Raw genomic sequence first — 18,045 nt, forward strand, 5'->3', positions numbered from 1 at the left:
AAAACGAGCCAAACAACCCTTGACTTGACGATCCGCTCGATGTGGCGTACGATTTTCGTACCATCCATCGTTTGATTTTCAAACAAGGACTCGTATGAATGCAGATCAACTTAAGTCAACCATCGAGACGTGTCTGCGGGAGTTCTGGGACACCCACTCGCTGGCCGTGGACGGAGCATCAGAGACTGTTGATGGTCTGATTGATCCACTCGACTCGCTCACCGCAGTAGACGCACTGATCGAACTGGAAGAAATTGTCGGCACGGAGCTTCCAGAAGGGCGCGTGATACGGCGAGGCGGATACGACAGCAAGGAACAGTTCATCGAAGACCTCACCAGACGAGTGCTGGAGTACGTGGTGGAGCAAACCAAATGACTCCCGCCCCAGACCCTGCCAAGCAACGGGAAGCGATGGCAGCACGGCTGAAAGACGCTAGAGAGTATCTAGGGCTTTCACAAGACGATGTTGCGACAGCGCTTGGTATCTCTCGTCCTGCCGTCACAAACATTGAATCCGGCAATCGCAAGGTGGAGGCCATCGAACTTGATCAGTTGGCAAAGCTCTACGGTCGACCCGTGAATTACTTTTTGTCGGGGGAGAACGAAGAGGTGGAGGGAAAAGTTGCGTTCTACGCACGGACCTTCAAGGATCTGTCGAAAAAGGACTTGGACGAAGTCGCTCGGTTCGCCGAGTTCCTTCGCGCTAGTGGGACGGGCAAGAAGGCCACGACAAGGAAGCCAAAATGATCGCCCGCGGGGTCGCTCTCAAGGTTGCTCGTCTCGCCGCCGAAGTGCTGGCGAATCCGCACACGCGTGCTCGCTTGGCCGACGGATATACCCGGGTTGATCCAGTCGCGATTGCGGAAGATCAGGGCATCGACGTGATGGTACGTCCTCTCGATAAGTTGCTCGGAGCGTTCCTTCGCGAGGATAGCGTCGGCATCTTGCTGAACCAACTGAGGCCAGCAGGCATGTTTCACATGACATGCGCCCATGAACTAGGGCACTACTTCCTGGGGCATGGGAGCAACACGGACGATCAACTTGACTACCGGTCCGGAGCAAACGAGGTCGAGCTTGAGGCAGATCAGTTCGCGTATTCGTTGATGGCACCGCTCTCGTTGGTTGTGAAGGTGCTGAAGGCACAACAATGGAGTTGGGTGTCGGTTCACGACCCTGCGACGCTTTATCAGTTGTCCCTCCGCCTTGGCCTCAGCTACTCCGCGACGGTGTGGTCGCTGTTCCGGCTCGGAAAGCTCGATGCAGAAAGCGCCAAATCACTGGCACGCATCGCGCCGGCCAGACTCAAACGATCACTTGCCCCCCCAGGCACAACTTTCGAGGCTAGCCAGGATGTATGGCGGATTGGCCCCCACGATAAAGACTCGATACTTGAGCCTCGCCCAGGCGACCACATCGTGATGGAACTTCCCAGCCATACGGCCGGCGGCTATCTATGGTCTGTCACGGAAGCACAAAGCGAGGGCTACACGCTCAAGCCTCTTCTCATCGATAGCCGGACACAACCCGCTACGGATACAGGTCAAGACGTCTCTGTTGGAAACAGTGCGCCCATCAACTACTCGCTGGAGTTTCCACAAGATGGAGCCACGGCGCCGGTGACGGTTGAGTTCGACGAAGTTCAGCCTTGGAGTGGAGCTCGCCGACAGTCGGCCGCTGGCAGTGCAGCTTTCTCACTCCGCACCCAATTAGAGGCAGTGGAGATGGGGCTCAGTGCTTCTACGCGTCAACGCTTGGTCGACGGGGCGAAAACGTAATGACCGTGATTTCTAGTATTGATCTCGCGGCGACGTGGGGACCTACGCGGGTTCAAGGAGATCGCCCTACCTGCCTTGCTTTCGTGGCTTCAGAACTCAACCGCAATCTGAGTGGCTCCAACTCAGCATTGAGCGCTGAGTACATCTACCGTGTCGCCGCGCGTAAATCCGTGACATGGACCGCTGGAGCAGGCCTGCACATGGCGCATTTGTCTGAGGCGCTCGTCCGGCATGGACAGCCCGCCGATGTGGACTGTCCGTACCTCGCACATGAGCCACTGGAGACGCCACCGGACGTGCCGAACCTGCCGGAATCAGCGATGCTTTATACGGCGACTGTTCAGTTAATTTCCACGGCGCCGCAGATCATCGAAGCCGAGCTTCAGCAAGGAAAACCCGTGGGCTTGATTCTCAAACTCACAGACACTTTTCTGAAACCGATACAGGGAAAGATCGATTTCTCGCACATGCTCCTGAGTATCAATATGCACCACGCCGTGGTCGCAACGGGCCTCGGGAAACATAGTCACACTGGCGAGCCCCACTTCCGCATCCGGAACACTTGGGGGGAAACTTGGGGCGACCAAGGCTGCGCCTGGCTTCCCCATTCCTATGTGCAGTCTCACGTCGTAACGGCATTCAAGGTATAGCGATGGCGAAGCTTCTCCCTGGTGACCGCATCGTTCCGGTGTGGATCGACGCCCTAAATTATCTCGAAGGCAACGATCGTGAAGGCCGAAACCTTGTGCTGGAAATTGAAGATCCTACGCGGATCACTGCCGCAGACCGCACCGTCATTGCAGTTGTGGATGCAGCGTTAAGGCAGCGCTCGCAAGACGCCCGTCAACCCGACTTGAGCATCAATACAGTTGCGGCGACCATTTTTCCGCAATCAATGTATCAACGCCATGGACGCCCGGCGCTCTACGATGCTTTCGTGGAAAAAATGGCCAAGGCGCAGAAGGACAATACCTGGGGCACGTATGCGCTTCGGATTATGAGGCGCCGCGCGAAAGATCCAACGAAGTGGGTCGTGCCCATTGAGCAAGTCATCGACAAGCTGACAAGAGCTACAACGGGAGGCCATCCGTACCAAGCCGTTTATGAGCTTGGCGTGGTCGAACCATCGGAAGACCTTGATCCCGCTGATGCGTTCGGCTGCGAAGTTCCCACCTTCGACGTGAAATTGGATGGCAAGCTGGTACGCAACATGCCCTGCCTGAGCCACCTGAGTTTCAAGCTAACCAATCGGGATCAGGTCGATCTGACCGCCATCTATCGGTATCACTACTACTGCCAGCGGGGTCTCGGCAATTTGATTGGCTTATCGCAGTTGCTTCAGTTCGTGGCCAAAGAAAGTAAGCTGAAGGTGGGGCCGCTTACCTGCATCTCGACCCAAGCAGCCCTAGATCTTGAGAGCTGGCGCAAGTCCATTCCCGCCGCCAAGCAGGTCCTAGCGGCAGTGAAGGCTGCGGCTGGGGCCGCTTAAAACAGGACCGCTTGATTTATCGAAGACGTGCGTTTGCGAACATCGATCCCATGGAGGCGGCTAATGCCATCACGGAACTCCGTCACACCGCCATAGCTTGGATGCCGAACACTTTGAACCTCAACGCGGAACTTCGCAGCATAGGAAGCGGCATCCTGCCCAATGGACACGATGCGGCGGATGCCAAGCCAGCGGATCAAAGACGCGTTGAGTTCGTCCACTTCACGCAGCTCCCTGCTGGTGAACTTTCGGTTGGTAAAGGGGGCACCAGCCTCATGAGGATGCAGAGGAAAAACATTCCACAGCAGCGGAGGTTTATCCAGCAGGGAGAGGACTGCCCAGATCTCGGCTGCGGTCCGCTCGGCGACCTCTGGCCCCACGGTCGTCCGCAACGACTCGGTCCCTGGATAGATCTGGCTCATCGCTGGGAGGTGTCGTTCATCAGTGAGGGCCAAACCCGTTCGACGCCCCCCTCGGTAGCCCAGGTCTCGCCCCATCCAGATGGTGTCGATGCCTAGGCGCTCTGCAGCCGTGAGGAGCGTACGAAGATTGCGGCGGCGCACTGCCGGCGCATCGCCTTGATCATAGACCTCGCAGGTGTCGGCATAGGGATTGAATACGTTGGGGAGGCGAACCGCCGCCAGAGCGCGAACGAATGTTGTGGGGGTCATAGTTTCGAGGCCGCAGGCGGCTTGTAAGTTAGCGAGCGCCGCCGCAGATCGGCGATCACGGTCCCACCCTTGTTTTCAAATAAGAGACGGAAAGCACGGAAGCCATCCAAGATGGCTCGCTCCCATTGCCACAAGGGAAGCTCGGCGACTTCGAACCCCGAGACCATCCCGCGCACCGTCTTCAGCAGAGCATAGTCAAGGCGTCCTGTCTCAACAGCAGCATAGTGCTTCGGTGACTGACGCGCCGAATGATTGAAGATCCAAGTGGCGATGCCTTCTTCAATGATGATGGCACGAGCCCCATCTTCGTTTTCATCAATCCGCGGGTCAGATTTTCGTTTGAGCTTTAGCAGTGCCCTGATCACCGGTGACCATCCCAAATGCACCGCATAGGCCAGGTGGAAAACGTCGTGAAACCGATATCCATCTGGCCGGTGGCTGTTGTCCGTAAGGGGGTCTCCAATATTCACCCCCTTCATCTGTTGAACAACCACGATTCGGCCGCCGACTTTTCGCTGGGTGAACACCACTTCCATTGTCATGGGAAGTTGCTCATGAGTCTCGCCATATGTCCGAAGACTTACGTGGCGTGGGTTGTCTCCCGGCCAGCGATCAACAATTTTTTTCAAATTTTCTTGGGCGACGAGTTCAAGCCGGAGGCCGTGAGTTGCGCTCACGAGCGCTAGCTCCCCGAGCAGACGTCCAAACGCCTGGCCATGGTCAAACCCTTTGCCCGCCAACACGGTATGTAGATCATGGACGACAATTTCGCCGCTGTCCTTGGCCAGCATTCTGAGCGGAGCATCTCGCTGACGAGACAGTTGCAAGTGATGCTGCGCGGCAATGCCATCCAAGGACTTAAAGGTTAGCCCAGCCGGCGGCGCTTTTGGCTGCTCGTCGAAGTGCTGACGCAGGAACTGCAGTCCTGCCTTAGCAAGGTCCTCCACATCCAACCCAGACAAGACCGCCATGTTCACGAGGTACCAAAGCGCGTCGCCCAGTTCTTCGCCGACAACCTGCGCTTGGGGCGGTGTAAGCTGATCCCGCTTGCCCTTCTTCAGCGCAGACAAAAGCCCACCGACCTCACCAAAAAAGCCAAATCCGAGCTCGCGGTAGTGGTCGCCGCGCTCACTGGTCTTGAACCGATCGGTGCGGGACGCCTGCCAGTAGTAGTCGAGAATAGAAAGCGCAGGGGACGAAGGAGCCCCAGCAGGCACCGTTGCGGAACGGCTACGCGCATTACGCGGGGCACGCTTCGAGGTCGTCATAGGCTCAACGCATTTCAGGGTTCAAGTGTCAAATAGCGATTGCTGAGAGGGGGTGTTAACTGGGATGTCCCCTGCACAAGTAGCCGCGCGCCGAGGCTTCCTAGCTGGCGGCCCGATGTGGATATCACGGCTGAGTTCGACTCGGAGCCGCTTGGCGCAAGCTACAATTGTTCTCTTGTCACCCACTTGAGCGCCCAAAGCGAGAGCCCGACGCTGAACGCTCAGGGTCACATCGTAGTGAGGATACATCGTCCGGTCCTGGAACCACTCTTTGCGAAGCCCCAACTCTGCGGCGAATGCATGCAACTCGGCTACCGAGTCAGCGACGAGGTGGCACCAACTGCTTCCGCGCCACGATAGTCGAGAGTGATCGACGTAAACGGTCATGGGAATTCGAAAAAATTTCGCACATGATACTCGCAAATGGCGCCGGGCTATAGGCAGCCTCGCCGCCGCACCAGGCAACAGGTCCGACTCACCCGTCAAACAAGAGGGATGGGCTGCCGAGCTACGTCGTCTGCGTTGCATCCCCATAAAGCGGCTGCCCAAACTTGACCTCCCGCTCGATCCGCCTCCAGACGGTCGAAGACAGCGATGGGCTCTCCTCGCGGAGCCTAGCCCAAGCCTCTTCGATGATCACTAACTGAGACGCAACCTCGGGCCCATCCGGCTGAGTCATCAACAACTCGATACGATGCTTGAGGTTGGCAAATCGGGCGCCAGCAATCCGATGCTTGTCCGCTAGCTCTCCATACCTCAGAAATGTCTGTAGCCCCGTCAAGACGGCAGCCAAAACGCTGAGCAGCCCCACCAAGATTTGAAGCGTGATATTTGCAGACTTCTCCAACGAAGAGAAGACCGCTGTTCCGACGAGCGTGCTGAGCGCGATCGCTGGCAACCCAAGCCATAGGTGAAGCCTCTCGCACCTTCTGGCGCACTCATAGTGCGCCAGTTGTACTCGGTGGCTTCTGAACCTCCACTGCTCGATAAGTTCTGAAACTGTCATGTCCGTTGGCCTCCCCGCGAAAGTCTAATGCGCCCCAAATCGCTTAAGGTCGCTCCTCGTCCCCACCCCGGGCGACGAACTCTTGATGAAGATCATAGACGATCGCCAAGAACAGTTCGGCTAACAGCCATCTGTTCAGCAAACACAAAGGGCCTCCCGATCTCAGTTCCACAAGCCCGTTCTTTATTCCCTCGGAGTAATCCGTGAACGCAACCGCCGCGGCGGAGAACAAGGTCGTGATTTCAGAAACCTCGGGATCGTAACGGATAGCGTGTGCGTACCGATTCCGGAGCGCATTAACCAGGGCGAGTACATGCGCGCGCTCAGGAGACAGAACTCCCACGTCATGGCAGAGCGCGACAAGCCGAGCGTGTGATAGGTCATCTACGTGCGCGGCGAGCTTCGGATCATATTGGCTCAGAAGCCTTCGCATTAGAAATTCGATGGCGAGATGCCCAGCCAGAACCTGACCAACCATCTCCGTAGGGGCAGCGACGTAGTGATACAGCTCCTCAAACAGTTCCACCGATTGTGAAGTCCCGTGCCGCTTCTGTCCCATCAACTCCTCCCTGAATCAAAGCCTGGCGCCAACTGAAGACTGCGTGCCCAGCGTGAAACCCGACCTAACGACCTCGTCGTGAAGGTCTTCTCGCAAGTTATCGAAGACGTGCTGGCGAAATTTTCGCGTGCTTTGCTTCCGCAGTTCATCGCCGAATTGATCCTCAGTCGCTCGCCTCTGATCGGAAAAGCACGAGATTTGCGGATTTTGTAATCCGCGCCTACCCAACGCGCCGGGCAATGGCGGCTGGCCCAGCTTGACTCGTGGGCTTACCCTCGGCATCACATTTCGCTACGAAGGGTCTTCCCAGTGGCAAGCTTGCTACCGCGCCCCCCGGCTCTTGAACGGCAAACCAGTAGCAACGCTCCATCGCGCGCGTCATACCCACGTACGCAAGGCGTCGCGCTTCCGCTTGCTGTGCCGCATCGTAGCTTCCGAGACCGGCCTGCCCATACAAAAAGTTCTTCAACGGATTAACGCTCTCATACGCGCAGTCGCCCAGCAATACGACGCAACGCGCCTCCAGTCCTTTTGCACCGTGGAACGTCATGAATTTAACGGCTTTCCCCCACGTGGTGCGCTTTGATTTGCTCTTAAGCTCCTCGTACGCCCACGCCTTCCGCGCGAGGACAAACACAGGATGCTCTGGCGTCGCGCCGATCCGCTTGACCTCGGAAGCAAGCAGCTTGAGGATCGACTCGTAGGGCAACTTGTCCTTTGCCACATGAACGAGCACCGGCGTCGGTTCATCCGCCCACTCCTCACTCATTGCCTCGCATGTCTTCCAAACCACGCCGGGGACGTCGACCAGCACCGACTCTGCGCACCGCAATATGTGATCGCTACTTCGGAAATTCTCCTCGAGCTTCACGTAACCGTGCGAAACAGCGGGAAAATGATGCTTGAAACGCACGAAAAAATCAGGAGAACTGCCGCGCCAACCGTAAATGGACTGCCAGTCGTCGCCGACGCACGTGAGCGACCCACCCAAGCCCCGCCGGACAAGCTCGCGCTGGCAGCCATGCACCCATTTGACGATTTGCGGCGAAATGTCTTGGAATTCGTCGATCAGCAAGTGTTGCATGGGGCCCAGCACCGGCGTCAGCACCGACTCGAAGTGCTCCGGGTGGTCTTCCGAGAAATGCGCGAATAACTGATTGAAAGTATGCACGCCCCGCTCTTTGAGTAAATCTTCGAAGAACGGCCAGAATCGCGATGCTGCTTGCGCCAGGAGCCTCTCGGCCTCGGTAAGCTGCGCCGGATGTGCGTCCTCAACAGCCAACACCAGTGTCCGTGCGACGGGCAACCCAAGATTTTCGACGAACTGTGCCAGCTCGTAAAAGGTGTCGAGCACTGGCTTACGCTTGCGGTCACCAGGAGCAATCCACTTGAACATCGGGACGGTTGCACGCTTCTCTAGGTAGTCTCTCTGCCACGTAAGGAGAGTATTCAGTTCCGCCAGATCATCGACGGTATCGATCCAGATCAGTGGTCTATCGCTATATGCGGCAAGCAGCTTGCGCTTCGAGTTGATGAGCTTCCCTATCTGCTCGTCATTAACCGCCATCCCATCAAAATGCTTAGCGCCACCCAAGATCACAAATGCATCGAGCTCTCGTATGTAACCATGAACACGAAAAAGGTCTTTTTTTGCTCCTGATAGCTGAACAGGTGCTTCAACGCGCGAGATTCCGGTTGCGGGCCATCCGGTAGGCGCAATTCGTTCGCTCCATACTTTTTCGACGGCGGAGCTAAGTGCTCTGTCATGCTCCTGTATGTACTTGAACAACGAATCTTTGATCTCATCCCTCGAGCGCCGTGCCTGATACAGGCTTCGTCTGTATATCGCCGCAATGATCGGGGCGAATCCCGGATCCCTTGTGAAGGCGCGCTCGTAAGCCTCGCGCAAAAACCGATCTCGCTCACGCTGCGGCGGACGCCGGTCATCATCGTCGGAAGCAGCCCCTACAGCCGCTGCGCCGTTCGCAGATACAGGCTCTGAAGCCTCATCGTCGGAAAGATGGTCTGTGCCGACTGCCAGCAAATTGTCAACGTCAATGTCGCGAATCGGGCCGGCCTTTTCCTTATCAAGCAGTTCGAGAACCTGCAACGACGAATCGATCGAAGCGCGGGCCATGCGCAGGACCATCGAGTGGAACGTCCTGACGACACTTCGCGCCTCGTCCAGCGGCAGCTCTTGCCCCCACTGCGCCATCCGCTTTCGCAACTTCGAGATGAAGTCGAGCCGGCTTTCCTTGGTGAAGGTAAAAACGGAAATGCGCCCGCGATCTATACCACGGTACAAATTGAGTGCAATCACGCGCAGAACAAGGGAGGTCGACTTGCCTGACCCAGCACCAGCGACAACGTAAGTCGCCGGGTCGTTCGACAAGATCATGTCCCATTGCCGATCTCTGGCATTTTGGCCGGTACAAACAACGACGTCGCGGCGTATCTCTTTTGCCATGCGCTCGTCGATACCGATTGGCTTGTCAGCAACGAGCCAGCGCGCACGTTCGGCAGCCTCTTGCTGCTTGCGGTGAGCCTCCGCCTGCTCGCGCCGTCGCGCGGCGTCTACCTGCTCTGCACGCTCCAGCAGCCGACCTTCCTGACGACCTTGCTCGAGGCCGCGGTCGAAACCCGCCCGATCTCCGCCATCTTTTCCCTTCGCGTAGCCGTCTTCTTCGGCGATGCGAGCTCTTTCTTTAGCTTCGATTGCGTAGCGTTCTGTAGTCGACCGGAGCAGTTGATCATGCCGAGCAACTCTCATCCACGACAGCTTATCCAGCCACCGGTCAATCCCGGTCAGCGGCTCCTCTTCCTCTCGCATTCACATCCTCGAATGTTCTTCACTGTTCCGAAACGCCGACGGCAATAAGCCACCGAATAGCAGACGATTTTACGTCGAGTGGCGCTGGGAATTGAAGGCGGCACTGAGGTAAAAGGCGACCGCAAAACTCGTAAGCGAGGGTACGCTCGTTCGCTGGCCGGACCACACCGTCCCCGACCGTCATGTCATGCAGAAGTGAATCGCCTTAACTGTAGCCGCGCTTCGATAATTAGTTGAGCGGGACTAGGAGGCGTCTCGCATGAGTGGCAACATTAACTTCATCGGTAAGTGCAAATCCCATTCGACGATCACATCTGCAGCCGAGATCCATGCCAATTTAGATCGAATCTGTCCGTCCCGCTGCAGCCCTTTTCACAAGCACCAGAAGAATACTTTTGCGCTGCGCAATCGCCCCGCCTCAACAAACTTTTCAGCATTGAGATGTGCAATATTAAATTCTTTGGAAAGCGATTTTATTTATAAAAAATCCTCAGCAAATCCAAAAACATTCATTATCAACCTCGTTCGTATTTGATAGTTCTTGATATTCGATCGCCAATGATGACACCAGTCTTATGTATCGCCAATTCTCGAAACACGCGATACCCATCCAGTATCGCCTTCTCCCAAAGCGACAGAGGACACCTCTCCACTTCATACCCCGAAATAAATTGCTGAACATCCTTTAGCAGATCAAATGGCAAACGATCGAGATCGGCAAAATAGTTCTGTTTTTTAGCGATTGAAAATATCCACGCAGAAAGCCCTTCTTCAATTACGATCGCTCGACCGCCATCTTGCTCTTCATCGTACTTCGGGTCGCTTTTTCTCTTATGGCGGATTAGTGATCGGAATGTGGGTGACCAATGAAGGATAGCGGCGTATGCCATGTGAAACACATCGTGAAAACGGTATCCATCTTCGCCCTCTATGTTATCAGTCAATGGATCACCAATGAAAACTCCATTCCATTTTATATATGTTTTCTTGTCTGCCCTTTCTATTACGGAAATAGCGAAGCTATCTGGCAGCCTCTCATCCAATCCAAATTTTTCATCAAAAACAGGAAGCGCGGAATAGTCTGGGACGTGGAATCTACCTTCAGTTTTTTCAAGATTTCGATTAAGGATAGAAACGAGACTTAGACCAGTCTCATTTACCATATCCAAATAGCAAGCAATAAAATTTTGCAACAATGCCTTATCATCATCTTTGCCACGGTCATGTTTCAATAGTTTGGCCGCCGCATCACCTAACGCTTGCACAACCACTTCAAAGCCCTTATCGGACAATCTAGGCGCACGAGAGACCGGGTTCGCTGAAATATCCGTTGCAACGTATGTAAATTCACGCTCAGGCTCAAATTGCGCACTCAATACATCGCCGACTGAAAATCCTAACCTGTCGACGAGCCGGAAGAAGTACCAAGCAGTGTCCCCAAGTTCCTCTATGATTGCACTTTCATAGTCGTAGGTCATGCCTTCCCTGCTCTTCTTTTTCGCAGTCGTCAGGACACTCCCCACCTCGCCAAATAGACCTAACCGGACAGCATGATCATTCTTCAACCGATCAAGTGGCCGTATCCTCTCCAAATATTCATCAAGAATCACTGTAACCCCCGCAGTATGAATTCACCAGCTTCCCGGGCGTCCAAGAAACCCATTTCCAGACGCGGATAGCCAACCGACTGCCTGTGCCTTGAATTCATCCGAGAAGCAAGCGCTTTTATGCCCTGGTCCGCGTTTTATCAAGCCGTACAGTTGTGGCGGAAGTGTAGGTCCTTCGCCTCCCCAATATGCAAATTGCCGCGAAAGCAGTACGTTCTCACAGCTTGTGTCTGTTGAGATATTCTCACTGCAACTTGATCCGTCTTCATTCGTATGATGAGAATCAAGTTGCAGCCAATTACCTACAGCGTCCGTGTGATATATGTTGTCCCCGAACGCCGCCTTTTTACTTCCAAACAAGTTTGGCTTTTTCCCTTGAAAGCGCGGATCGCTCCAGTAGGCGTTATATTTAAGAATTTCGTCCACCCGCATGTAGAAAACCAGCTTGTATTGGTTCGGGCTGGGAGCAGACCCTACGATGACATCGTCGATCTGGGCTTTGCAGCGAATCTTCGGTTTGCATGTTGCCAAGGTACAAACCTGGTTAAAAGGATTCGGCGCAAAACCAAAATCACGCGCCACGACATAAGAAAATAAATTCATTTCAACCGCACGTGTGCTTTTTAATCTTTCGCTTAGAAGGTTCACTTCCATCTGGAAGCAGCCACGGATTGTCGGCCCCAGAAAAAACGTCGGTCAGCGTGTCGAAATACGGTGTTATCGCATCACTAAAATTATCGATTGGTGTGGGAACTGAAGTCACTGTCACGTCATCGAGCCAAATCGAAACCAAGCGGATACCACGCGCCTCCGCTTCTCGAGCGACAGCGGCGACGCAGACGTTGATTTCCGCATCGGCCGAAACGTAGACAATGACCAAGTTGATGCCCGTCACCAAGTCGCCCAGTTCTTTTTCGAGACTGCAAACACCAGAGTTTTCCTGTGGCAATACAAGTTCATTAACAGCAAAGTCTTGTGCTTGCAACTGCGCGACAATATCGGTGTGATACTTGTGCTTTCTCGTAATCGAGACGATCAAACACGCGTTAGATGCCATGGCCTTCTCGCTCCTTTTATTGCAGTTATTCGTGATTGTTACACTGAAGTTACCAAAAGGAAGATTACAAGAAAAAATGCGCGGCGTCTGCCGTTTTTGGCAGCCCCTCGCCACATAAGTGGCGCCTATGCAAATTGCATAATCAATGCATTCTGCACTAATACAGTTATTCTTCAAGGAATGCCAATTTTCGGCAATCTCTGCGTCTCCACGTCGGTCACGTGCGACCGACCGAGACACGGTCAGTGTGTCTTTGCAAGCGCGTCCAATAAGATTCCATTCCAGTTTTTTTCACTCACATATCACCTCATCGAGTACACCCCCGTGTGCCTGTGCAGCTCTAGGCTGCCCTGTTCCTTCCTGAGGCTGATTATGAATTCTTCTCTATCCTGTCCGCGCTGCAGATCCCCGCGTATCACCACGCGCGACCACGCTCGCAAAACCGGCGGAGCCATCGGTGCTGCGGCGGGTGCCGCTGCTAGCGCCGCTGCCGCACTAGGCGGTGCAGAAGCCGGCGCGGCCCTTGGTATCGTTGCCGGCCCCGTAGGCTCTCTCGTCGGCGGTCTGGCCGGAGCCTTGATGGGCGCGCTGTTCGGTGGCGCTGCTGGCTGCGCGGCAGGCTCCGCTGTCGGCGAGCAGATCGACAATCATGTTCTCGACAACTACGAGTGCCTTGAGTGCGGCCACGCCTTTAGCAAGGCACGCACAGCGTGACGCCGCTTGACTCTTCGCTTTCGTCTTCCCGCTCAATGCCTACAGCCCTCTCGGGGCTGTAGGCATTTTTGCTTTCTGTCTCTTCCATCCATTTCATCAGGAACATCAATCATGCATCTCGTGCAATCCATGGCCTATGTCAACGAAACGCCCTGGCACGGTCTGGGCAATCAGCTTACCGCCAATCAGCCGCTCGAAGTGTGGGCGCAGCAGGCCGGTATGAACTGGCGCATCGAGGAAACCGAAGTCCGCTTTGTCTCCGGCAGTGTGGGTTCCAGCTTGGGTTCCATCCACGCCTTTCCCGAGCAGAAGGTCCTCTACCGCTCCGACACGAAAGCGCCCTTGTCCGTCGTCTCGTCCAGATACAACGTTGTGCAGCCTCGCGATATCCTGGAGTTCTACAGGGATTTGACGGAAGTCGGCGGATTCTCGCTGGAGACTGCGGGTGTGCTCAAGGATGGCAAAAAACTTTGGGCGCTCGCCCGTACCGGCCAGTCCGTGTCGCTTAAGGGCAAGGACACTGTGAACGGCTATCTGTTGCTCTCAACCTCATGCGACGGCAGCCTTGCAACGACAGCTCAATTTACAAGTATTCGAGTCGTGTGTAACAACACCTTGCAAATCGCGCTCGGCGATTCGGCCGGGGCCGTGAAGGTACCGCACCGTAGCCAGTTCGACGCACAGTCGGTCAAGCGCCAATTGGGTATCGCCATTTCCAGTTGGGACGGATTTATAACGAGGATGAAGGCCCTGTCTGAATGCAAGGTCAACGATACCGCTGCGGAAGCCTTTTTGCGTCGCGTGCTGACGTATCCGGTCGGCTCGGGTCAGCCGGTGCAGGCTACCAACGATTCCGCCATCAAGGCCGTGCAGTCACTGTATGCGGGCAGGGGGATGGGAGCCACGCTTGCATCCGCGTCCGGCACAGCCTTCGGACTTCTGAATGCGGTGACGGAGTATTGCGATCACCATCGACGTGCTCGCAGCGAAGATCACCGCAAGGACGCCGCCTTATTCGGAACAGGAGCTACCCTCAAGCAGAAAGCCTGGGACGAGGCCATGAAGCTTGTTGCATGAGGCTCTTTCATTACGGCATCGACGCTCGGTCGGGGTGACACCCACCGGGCGTCTTCATTTGTGGAGGTTGATATGTCTTTGCCTGAACCCGCTGGGCATCGTAGTAGTCGTGCTGCGTTGCGGCTCGTGGATACGAAGAACATGCCGCGCGAGGTCTGGCTTGAGGTGAGAAAAAACGGAATCGGCGGTTCAGATGCTGCCGCTGCGGTGGGCCTCAGCCCGTATCAAAGCGCTCTCGAATTGTGGCTTGTAAAGACCGGACGCGACGCGGACCTGCGCCAGCCAGATGCCGACGATACGACTGAGCCAGTCTATTGGGGCACCCTGCTCGAACCGATCGTTGCCGCGTCGTACACGAAACAAACAGGGAACCGGGTGCGACGCGTCAACGCGGTGCTCCAGCATCCGACGATCCCCTGGATGCTTGCCAACATTGACCGCGAGATCGTCGGTGTGCCTACCGTCCAGATTCTTGAATGCAAGACGGCTGGCGAGTTCGGAGCACGGCTCTGGCGCGATGGCGTGCCTGAATACGTAACGCTTCAAATTCAGCACCAGCTTGCCGTGACGGGCAAGCGCGCTGCCGATGTGGCCGTGCTGCTGTGCGGCCAGGCGCTCGAAGTGCATCGCATCGAACGCGACGACGAGCTGATTGCCCGTTTGGTCGAACTGGAAGCCGCGTTCTGGCGCTACGTCGAGACAGATACACCACCGCCAGCGGACGGTTCGGAATCGGCGGATCGCGCGCTACGGTGCCTCTATCCGGGAACCGGAGGCACTGTCGATTTCTCGGATGACCGTCGCCTGTCGGCAGCGTTCGCCGATCTTGTCGCTGTGCGGTCCGATATCGAAGCGCGTCAAGCAATCGAATCGCAGCTCAAGCAGCAGATTCAGCAGGCCATGGCCGAGGCTGATCGCGCCATGTTCGAGACGGGTTCGGTGTCGTTCAAACGCAGCCGGGACAGCTCTGGCATCGATCTCAAACGCCTGCTTGCCGATCACCCTGAGTTTTCGGCGCAGTACGCGCTCACCAAACCCGGTTCACGCCGGTTTCTCGTTTCCGTCTGATTTTCTTTCCCTCTGTCAACTACAGGAGCATCGCCATGCTGAAAGGACTTGCTATTACTCCTCCAACGATAGGAAGGATCTCTATAGGTCGTGTCGTCGAGAAGAACGGCAAACGTCGCCCGGAGAAGGACGACCAATTTACCTTAACGACTCAAGTACAGCAGCGCGGAGAATGGATGCTGCACCCGCTGAACGAATCGTTGCGCAAGGCGACGACCGGCAAACTGCGCGCGATCCCGGTGCGCTTCCTTTTTAACGACCCGAACCTCAACCTTCGGGCTGAGTATTCGCTGTTCGACCGCGATACCGGACGGCCTGTCTGTGTCGGGAATGGTGAGACTTGCAAGCGAGTCACGGAGGGCGGCATTACCACGATGGGCTGTCCGACACCGGATGCCTGCGCGTTTGGCCAAGCGGGAAATTGCAAGCCATTCGGGCGGCTGAACGTCGGGATCGGCGACGAAGATGAACTCGGGAGCTTCATCTTTAGAACGACTTCCTTCAACTCAATCAGGACGCTTGCTGCGCGTCTACGCTACTTCAGCGCTGTGTCGGGCAATCTGCTCTCATGTTTGCCACTCGAGCTGAAGCTGCGAGGAAAATCAACGACGCAAAGCTACCGCTCGGCGATCTATTACGTGGACCTCAACGTGCGCAGCGGTAGTACGCTTGAAGAGACCATCGTGGCGGCGCGCGAACTCGATGCGCGTCGCCGCGCATCGGGCTTCGACCAGGCGGCACTTGATACGGCTGCGCGAATCGGCTTCAGCAATGGCGCATTCGAAGACAGTATCGAAGAAAGCGCCGCAGTCGCCGAAGAGTTCTATCCAGCAGAGTGCGGTGACGATCGCAGTCACGATCACGGTCACGACAACTCCAATACGCCATCCGCGCACAGCCTCAAAGACCGGCTGGATAAACGTGCAGCACTGCTCGGTGGGAAGGCTGCATGACCCGCCGTCCCGCGCTTGTTCTGGCTGTGGTGGCAACCAGTACCGCCGTAGGCATGTCGATAGTGGCCGGCTGGCAGCGCGGCGGATGGATCACCGAGCGGCTGGTGTGGGTAGCTATCGGGGTCGTGCTGGTTGCTGGCGCGCACCTGCTTCCGGCTCTATGCCGCCCGACTCCGGTGCCCGTGCGCTGCGCGGGTACCGTGCTCTGGCTCGCCTGCATGGCGACGGCCTGCTATGGGCACGCGACCTTTTTCCTGCTTGCGCAGCAGCACGCGGGCGGATTGCGGGTCGCGTCAGTTGTTGCTGCACCAATCTTGCCGCACCGCAGCCTGACGATCGTGATGGACGAGCGTGCGAACGTCGTCAGCCGACTGGCAACCCTTCGGTCGCGCAGGTGCGTTCGTGACTGCCCGTTAATGGACGGTCGACGTGCGACGCTGACTGCCCACCTCGACGCGCTGGACGCCGAGGCAGCGGAAGTGCGACGGGCGCAGGTCGAAGCCGATCGGGTTGTGGGGCAACGTGACTCGGCCATGACCGACCCGGTAACGACCGGACTGGCAAGAGTCACGGGCATGACGGCCCCGCAGCTCGAACTGCTTGCAGGACTCGCATTTGCCCTCGTGCTCGAATGCCTCGCCTGCCTGCTCTGGTGGATTGCACTGGGGCCCCATGAGCTGCTCGCAACGGTCACGAATGATCCCGATGCGTCAGATGGCGTCTTAGTCGATCCTTCTGATTCACTGGCCACGGTCACGGAACCCGAAACCGAAGTCACGAAACTCGCGAGGGATATCGAAGCGGGTCTCGCGCGTCCGACCGTCGCCGATATACGCCGGCATCTGCGGTGTTCACAGGCCAAGGCTACCACCCTTCGCCGCCAGCTCCTTCAGGCCATGCCGTAACCCGGACGCGTCCTGCGTCCGGCATTTCCTTTCACTTTTACGAGTTCGTATCCGGGTTCAGCCGGAGGCCCGCGCTCGTCCTCTTTCTGGAGAAACATCCATGAACCAGCCTACGAAGCTTCGCCCGCTTTTCCGTCCTGGACGCCTGCTCGTCGCGTCGGACGCTCTCACAGCGCTGCGTGCGAGCGGCATTCCGGTCGTCAGCGTCCTGCTCCGGCATGTCGCGGGCGACTGGGGTACGGTATCCGACGAGGACCGCAAACAGAACGACCTGTCAATTCTGGCAGGCCTACGCCTGATCTCGAGTTACCGTCTGCCCGACCAGAGTCGAATTCTGGTTATCACCGAATGGGATCGATCGAGCACGACCATCGAACATCTCGATGACGTCGTGCCCGATAGTGTCGCGCGCCGGGAGCGGCCGGGGAGTCGTCGCAATCCGGTCTGGCCTTCCGCGAGCTACATGCAGGAGAGCCACGCATGACCCACTACACGAATGGCCCGCGCTTCCCGATGGGCCGCCCCGCCATCACGCCTGCTGCCGAAGTCGCCCTCAACGCCGTCGGCATACATCCGGTACGGCTACTTGCGCGACATATTCACGGCAACTGGGGCGATCTGTCCGTCGAGGACCTGGCAGCAAACGAACTCGCAATGCTGTCCGGCAAACGGCTGCTATCGAGCTATCAGGTAATGGGAACCAAGATCTGGATCATCACTGAGGCCGATCGGTCCGCGACGACGCTGTTACTGCCGCACGAATACTGACGGCAAGCCTTAGCGCGGCAGAGACGACAGCGGCTGATCGAGCAGGCGATCGATGAATTCATGAGGGTCAGCCCCAAGCGCGCGAAGGAAATCGAGCAGCTCGATCACGTCCAGACGCCGGCTACCGCTTTCCACCTTCGATACGAAACCTTGCGGGCGACCGAGCCGCTCCGCTATGTCTTGTTGAAGCAGCCCACGCGCTTTACGCCGCTCCGTGAGAAGCGTCGCGATCTGCTGGTAACGGGGATCGTGAATGGGATGGGCCATCGCCAAATTCTAGATCCGCATTCAGAAT

General features: G+C 56.6%; 23 protein-coding genes. 12 read left to right on the forward strand and 11 right to left on the reverse strand.

Annotation, left to right across the window (positions count from 1 at the left end; all coding sequences use genetic code 11):
- The first annotated feature begins 94 nt into the window (after positions 1-94).
- The 5 genes from PQR40_RS09125 to PQR40_RS09145 are packed head-to-tail and all read left to right on the forward strand — an operon-like array spanning position 95 to position 3,267.
- Positions 95-376, forward strand: a complete 282-nt coding sequence (locus tag PQR40_RS09125; RefSeq protein WP_408508806.1) for a hypothetical protein — start codon at positions 95-97, stop codon at positions 374-376.
- Entirely contained in the window at positions 373-747 is a 375-nt protein-coding gene (gene relB / locus PQR40_RS09130; protein ID WP_408508807.1) for a type II toxin-antitoxin system RelB family anti-toxin, read from the forward strand. Before PQR40_RS09125 ends, relB (PQR40_RS09130) begins: the two co-directional genes overlap by 4 nt.
- The gene (locus PQR40_RS09135) at positions 744-1,778 is read left to right on the forward strand and encodes an ImmA/IrrE family metallo-endopeptidase (RefSeq protein WP_408508808.1); all 1,035 of its coding nucleotides are present in this window, start codon (positions 744-746) and stop codon (positions 1,776-1,778) included. Before relB (PQR40_RS09130) ends, PQR40_RS09135 begins: the two co-directional genes overlap by 4 nt.
- The gene (locus PQR40_RS09140) at positions 1,778-2,428 is read left to right on the forward strand and encodes a C1 family peptidase (RefSeq protein WP_408508809.1); all 651 of its coding nucleotides are present in this window, start codon (positions 1,778-1,780) and stop codon (positions 2,426-2,428) included. The genes PQR40_RS09135 and PQR40_RS09140 overlap by 1 nt, the downstream gene beginning before the upstream one ends.
- Positions 2,429-2,430: 2 nt before the next feature.
- Entirely contained in the window at positions 2,431-3,267 is an 837-nt protein-coding gene (locus PQR40_RS09145) for a thymidylate synthase family protein (protein ID WP_408508810.1), read from the forward strand.
- Here the strand turns inward: PQR40_RS09145 and PQR40_RS09150 are convergent.
- The 5 genes from PQR40_RS09150 to PQR40_RS09170 are packed head-to-tail and all read right to left on the reverse strand — an operon-like array spanning position 3,264 to position 6,771.
- Positions 3,264-3,938 carry a uracil-DNA glycosylase family protein gene (locus PQR40_RS09150; protein ID WP_408508811.1) on the reverse strand — a complete coding sequence of 225 codons (675 nt, stop codon included), beginning with the start codon at positions 3,936-3,938 and terminating at the stop codon, positions 3,264-3,266. The two genes, PQR40_RS09145 and PQR40_RS09150, sit on opposite strands and share 4 nt — an antisense overlap.
- Positions 3,935-5,206 carry a MazG C-terminal domain-containing protein gene (locus PQR40_RS09155; protein ID WP_408508812.1) on the reverse strand — a complete coding sequence of 424 codons (1,272 nt, stop codon included), beginning with the start codon at positions 5,204-5,206 and terminating at the stop codon, positions 3,935-3,937. The genes PQR40_RS09150 and PQR40_RS09155 overlap by 4 nt, the downstream gene beginning before the upstream one ends.
- 21 nt (positions 5,207-5,227) lie before the next feature.
- Positions 5,228-5,740, reverse strand: a complete 513-nt coding sequence (locus PQR40_RS09160) for a DUF4031 domain-containing protein (protein ID WP_408508858.1) — start codon at positions 5,738-5,740, stop codon at positions 5,228-5,230.
- Positions 5,715-6,212, reverse strand: coding sequence for an SLATT domain-containing protein (locus PQR40_RS09165; RefSeq protein ID WP_408508813.1), 498 nt, complete (start codon positions 6,210-6,212; stop codon positions 5,715-5,717). Before PQR40_RS09165 ends, PQR40_RS09160 begins: the two co-directional genes overlap by 26 nt.
- A 43-nt stretch (positions 6,213-6,255) precedes the next feature.
- Entirely contained in the window at positions 6,256-6,771 is a 516-nt protein-coding gene (locus PQR40_RS09170; protein ID WP_408508814.1) for a hypothetical protein, read from the reverse strand.
- Between the two features lie 78 nt (positions 6,772-6,849).
- Here PQR40_RS09170 and PQR40_RS09175 point away from each other — a divergent pair, with 78 nt between their 5' ends.
- Positions 6,850-6,984: a hypothetical protein gene (locus PQR40_RS09175; RefSeq protein ID WP_408508815.1), complete on the forward strand. Its 135-nt coding sequence runs from the start codon at positions 6,850-6,852 to the stop codon at positions 6,982-6,984.
- Between the two features lie 7 nt (positions 6,985-6,991).
- Here PQR40_RS09175 and PQR40_RS09180 read toward each other — a convergent pair whose 3' ends face one another.
- The 5 genes from PQR40_RS09180 to PQR40_RS09200 form a co-directional block, all read right to left on the reverse strand.
- Positions 6,992-9,601: a UvrD-helicase domain-containing protein gene (locus PQR40_RS09180; RefSeq protein ID WP_408508816.1), complete on the reverse strand. Its 2,610-nt coding sequence runs from the start codon at positions 9,599-9,601 to the stop codon at positions 6,992-6,994.
- A gap of 515 nt (positions 9,602-10,116) precedes the next feature.
- Positions 10,117-11,079, reverse strand: a complete 963-nt coding sequence (locus PQR40_RS09185) for a MazG C-terminal domain-containing protein (RefSeq protein ID WP_408508817.1) — start codon at positions 11,077-11,079, stop codon at positions 10,117-10,119.
- Between the two features lie 153 nt (positions 11,080-11,232).
- Positions 11,233-11,862 carry an Nmad2 family putative nucleotide modification protein gene (locus PQR40_RS09190; RefSeq protein ID WP_408508818.1) on the reverse strand — a complete coding sequence of 210 codons (630 nt, stop codon included), beginning with the start codon at positions 11,860-11,862 and terminating at the stop codon, positions 11,233-11,235.
- Complete coding sequence (locus PQR40_RS09195; RefSeq protein ID WP_408508819.1) at positions 11,813-12,265, reverse strand: hypothetical protein; 453 nt, start codon at positions 12,263-12,265, stop codon at positions 11,813-11,815. The genes PQR40_RS09190 and PQR40_RS09195 overlap by 50 nt, the downstream gene beginning before the upstream one ends.
- A gap of 495 nt (positions 12,266-12,760) precedes the next feature.
- A complete protein-coding gene (locus PQR40_RS09200; RefSeq protein WP_408508820.1) occupies positions 12,761-12,916 on the reverse strand; it encodes a hypothetical protein in 156 nt (51 codons plus the stop codon).
- Positions 12,917-13,090: 174 nt separating this feature from the next.
- Between PQR40_RS09200 and PQR40_RS09205 the strand changes: the two genes are divergently transcribed.
- The 6 genes from PQR40_RS09205 (at position 13,091) to PQR40_RS09230 (ending at position 17,750) form a co-directional block, all read left to right on the forward strand.
- On the forward strand, positions 13,091-14,056 hold the full coding sequence (locus PQR40_RS09205) for a DUF932 domain-containing protein (RefSeq protein ID WP_408508821.1): 966 nt from the start codon (positions 13,091-13,093) through the stop codon (positions 14,054-14,056).
- Between the two features lie 72 nt (positions 14,057-14,128).
- Entirely contained in the window at positions 14,129-15,124 is a 996-nt protein-coding gene (locus PQR40_RS09210) for a YqaJ viral recombinase family nuclease (RefSeq protein ID WP_408508822.1), read from the forward strand.
- A gap of 35 nt (positions 15,125-15,159) precedes the next feature.
- On the forward strand, positions 15,160-16,077 hold the full coding sequence (locus PQR40_RS09215) for a recombination directionality factor (RefSeq protein ID WP_408508823.1): 918 nt from the start codon (positions 15,160-15,162) through the stop codon (positions 16,075-16,077).
- A complete protein-coding gene (locus PQR40_RS09220) occupies positions 16,074-16,982 on the forward strand; it encodes a hypothetical protein (RefSeq protein WP_408508824.1) in 909 nt (302 codons plus the stop codon). The genes PQR40_RS09215 and PQR40_RS09220 overlap by 4 nt, the downstream gene beginning before the upstream one ends.
- Positions 16,983-17,082: 100 nt before the next feature.
- Positions 17,083-17,466: a hypothetical protein gene (locus PQR40_RS09225; protein WP_408508825.1), complete on the forward strand. Its 384-nt coding sequence runs from the start codon at positions 17,083-17,085 to the stop codon at positions 17,464-17,466.
- Positions 17,463-17,750: a hypothetical protein gene (locus tag PQR40_RS09230; protein WP_408508826.1), complete on the forward strand. Its 288-nt coding sequence runs from the start codon at positions 17,463-17,465 to the stop codon at positions 17,748-17,750. The genes PQR40_RS09225 and PQR40_RS09230 overlap by 4 nt, the downstream gene beginning before the upstream one ends.
- A gap of 9 nt (positions 17,751-17,759) precedes the next feature.
- Here PQR40_RS09230 and relB (PQR40_RS09235) read toward each other — a convergent pair whose 3' ends face one another.
- Positions 17,760-18,017, reverse strand: coding sequence for a type II toxin-antitoxin system RelB family anti-toxin (gene relB / locus PQR40_RS09235; protein ID WP_408508827.1), 258 nt, complete (start codon positions 18,015-18,017; stop codon positions 17,760-17,762).
- Positions 18,018-18,045: the final 28 nt, after the last annotated feature.

Source organism: Paraburkholderia sediminicola (assembly GCF_046026855.1).
GTDB classification, from domain to species: Bacteria; Pseudomonadota; Gammaproteobacteria; order Burkholderiales; family Burkholderiaceae; genus Paraburkholderia; species Paraburkholderia sediminicola_A.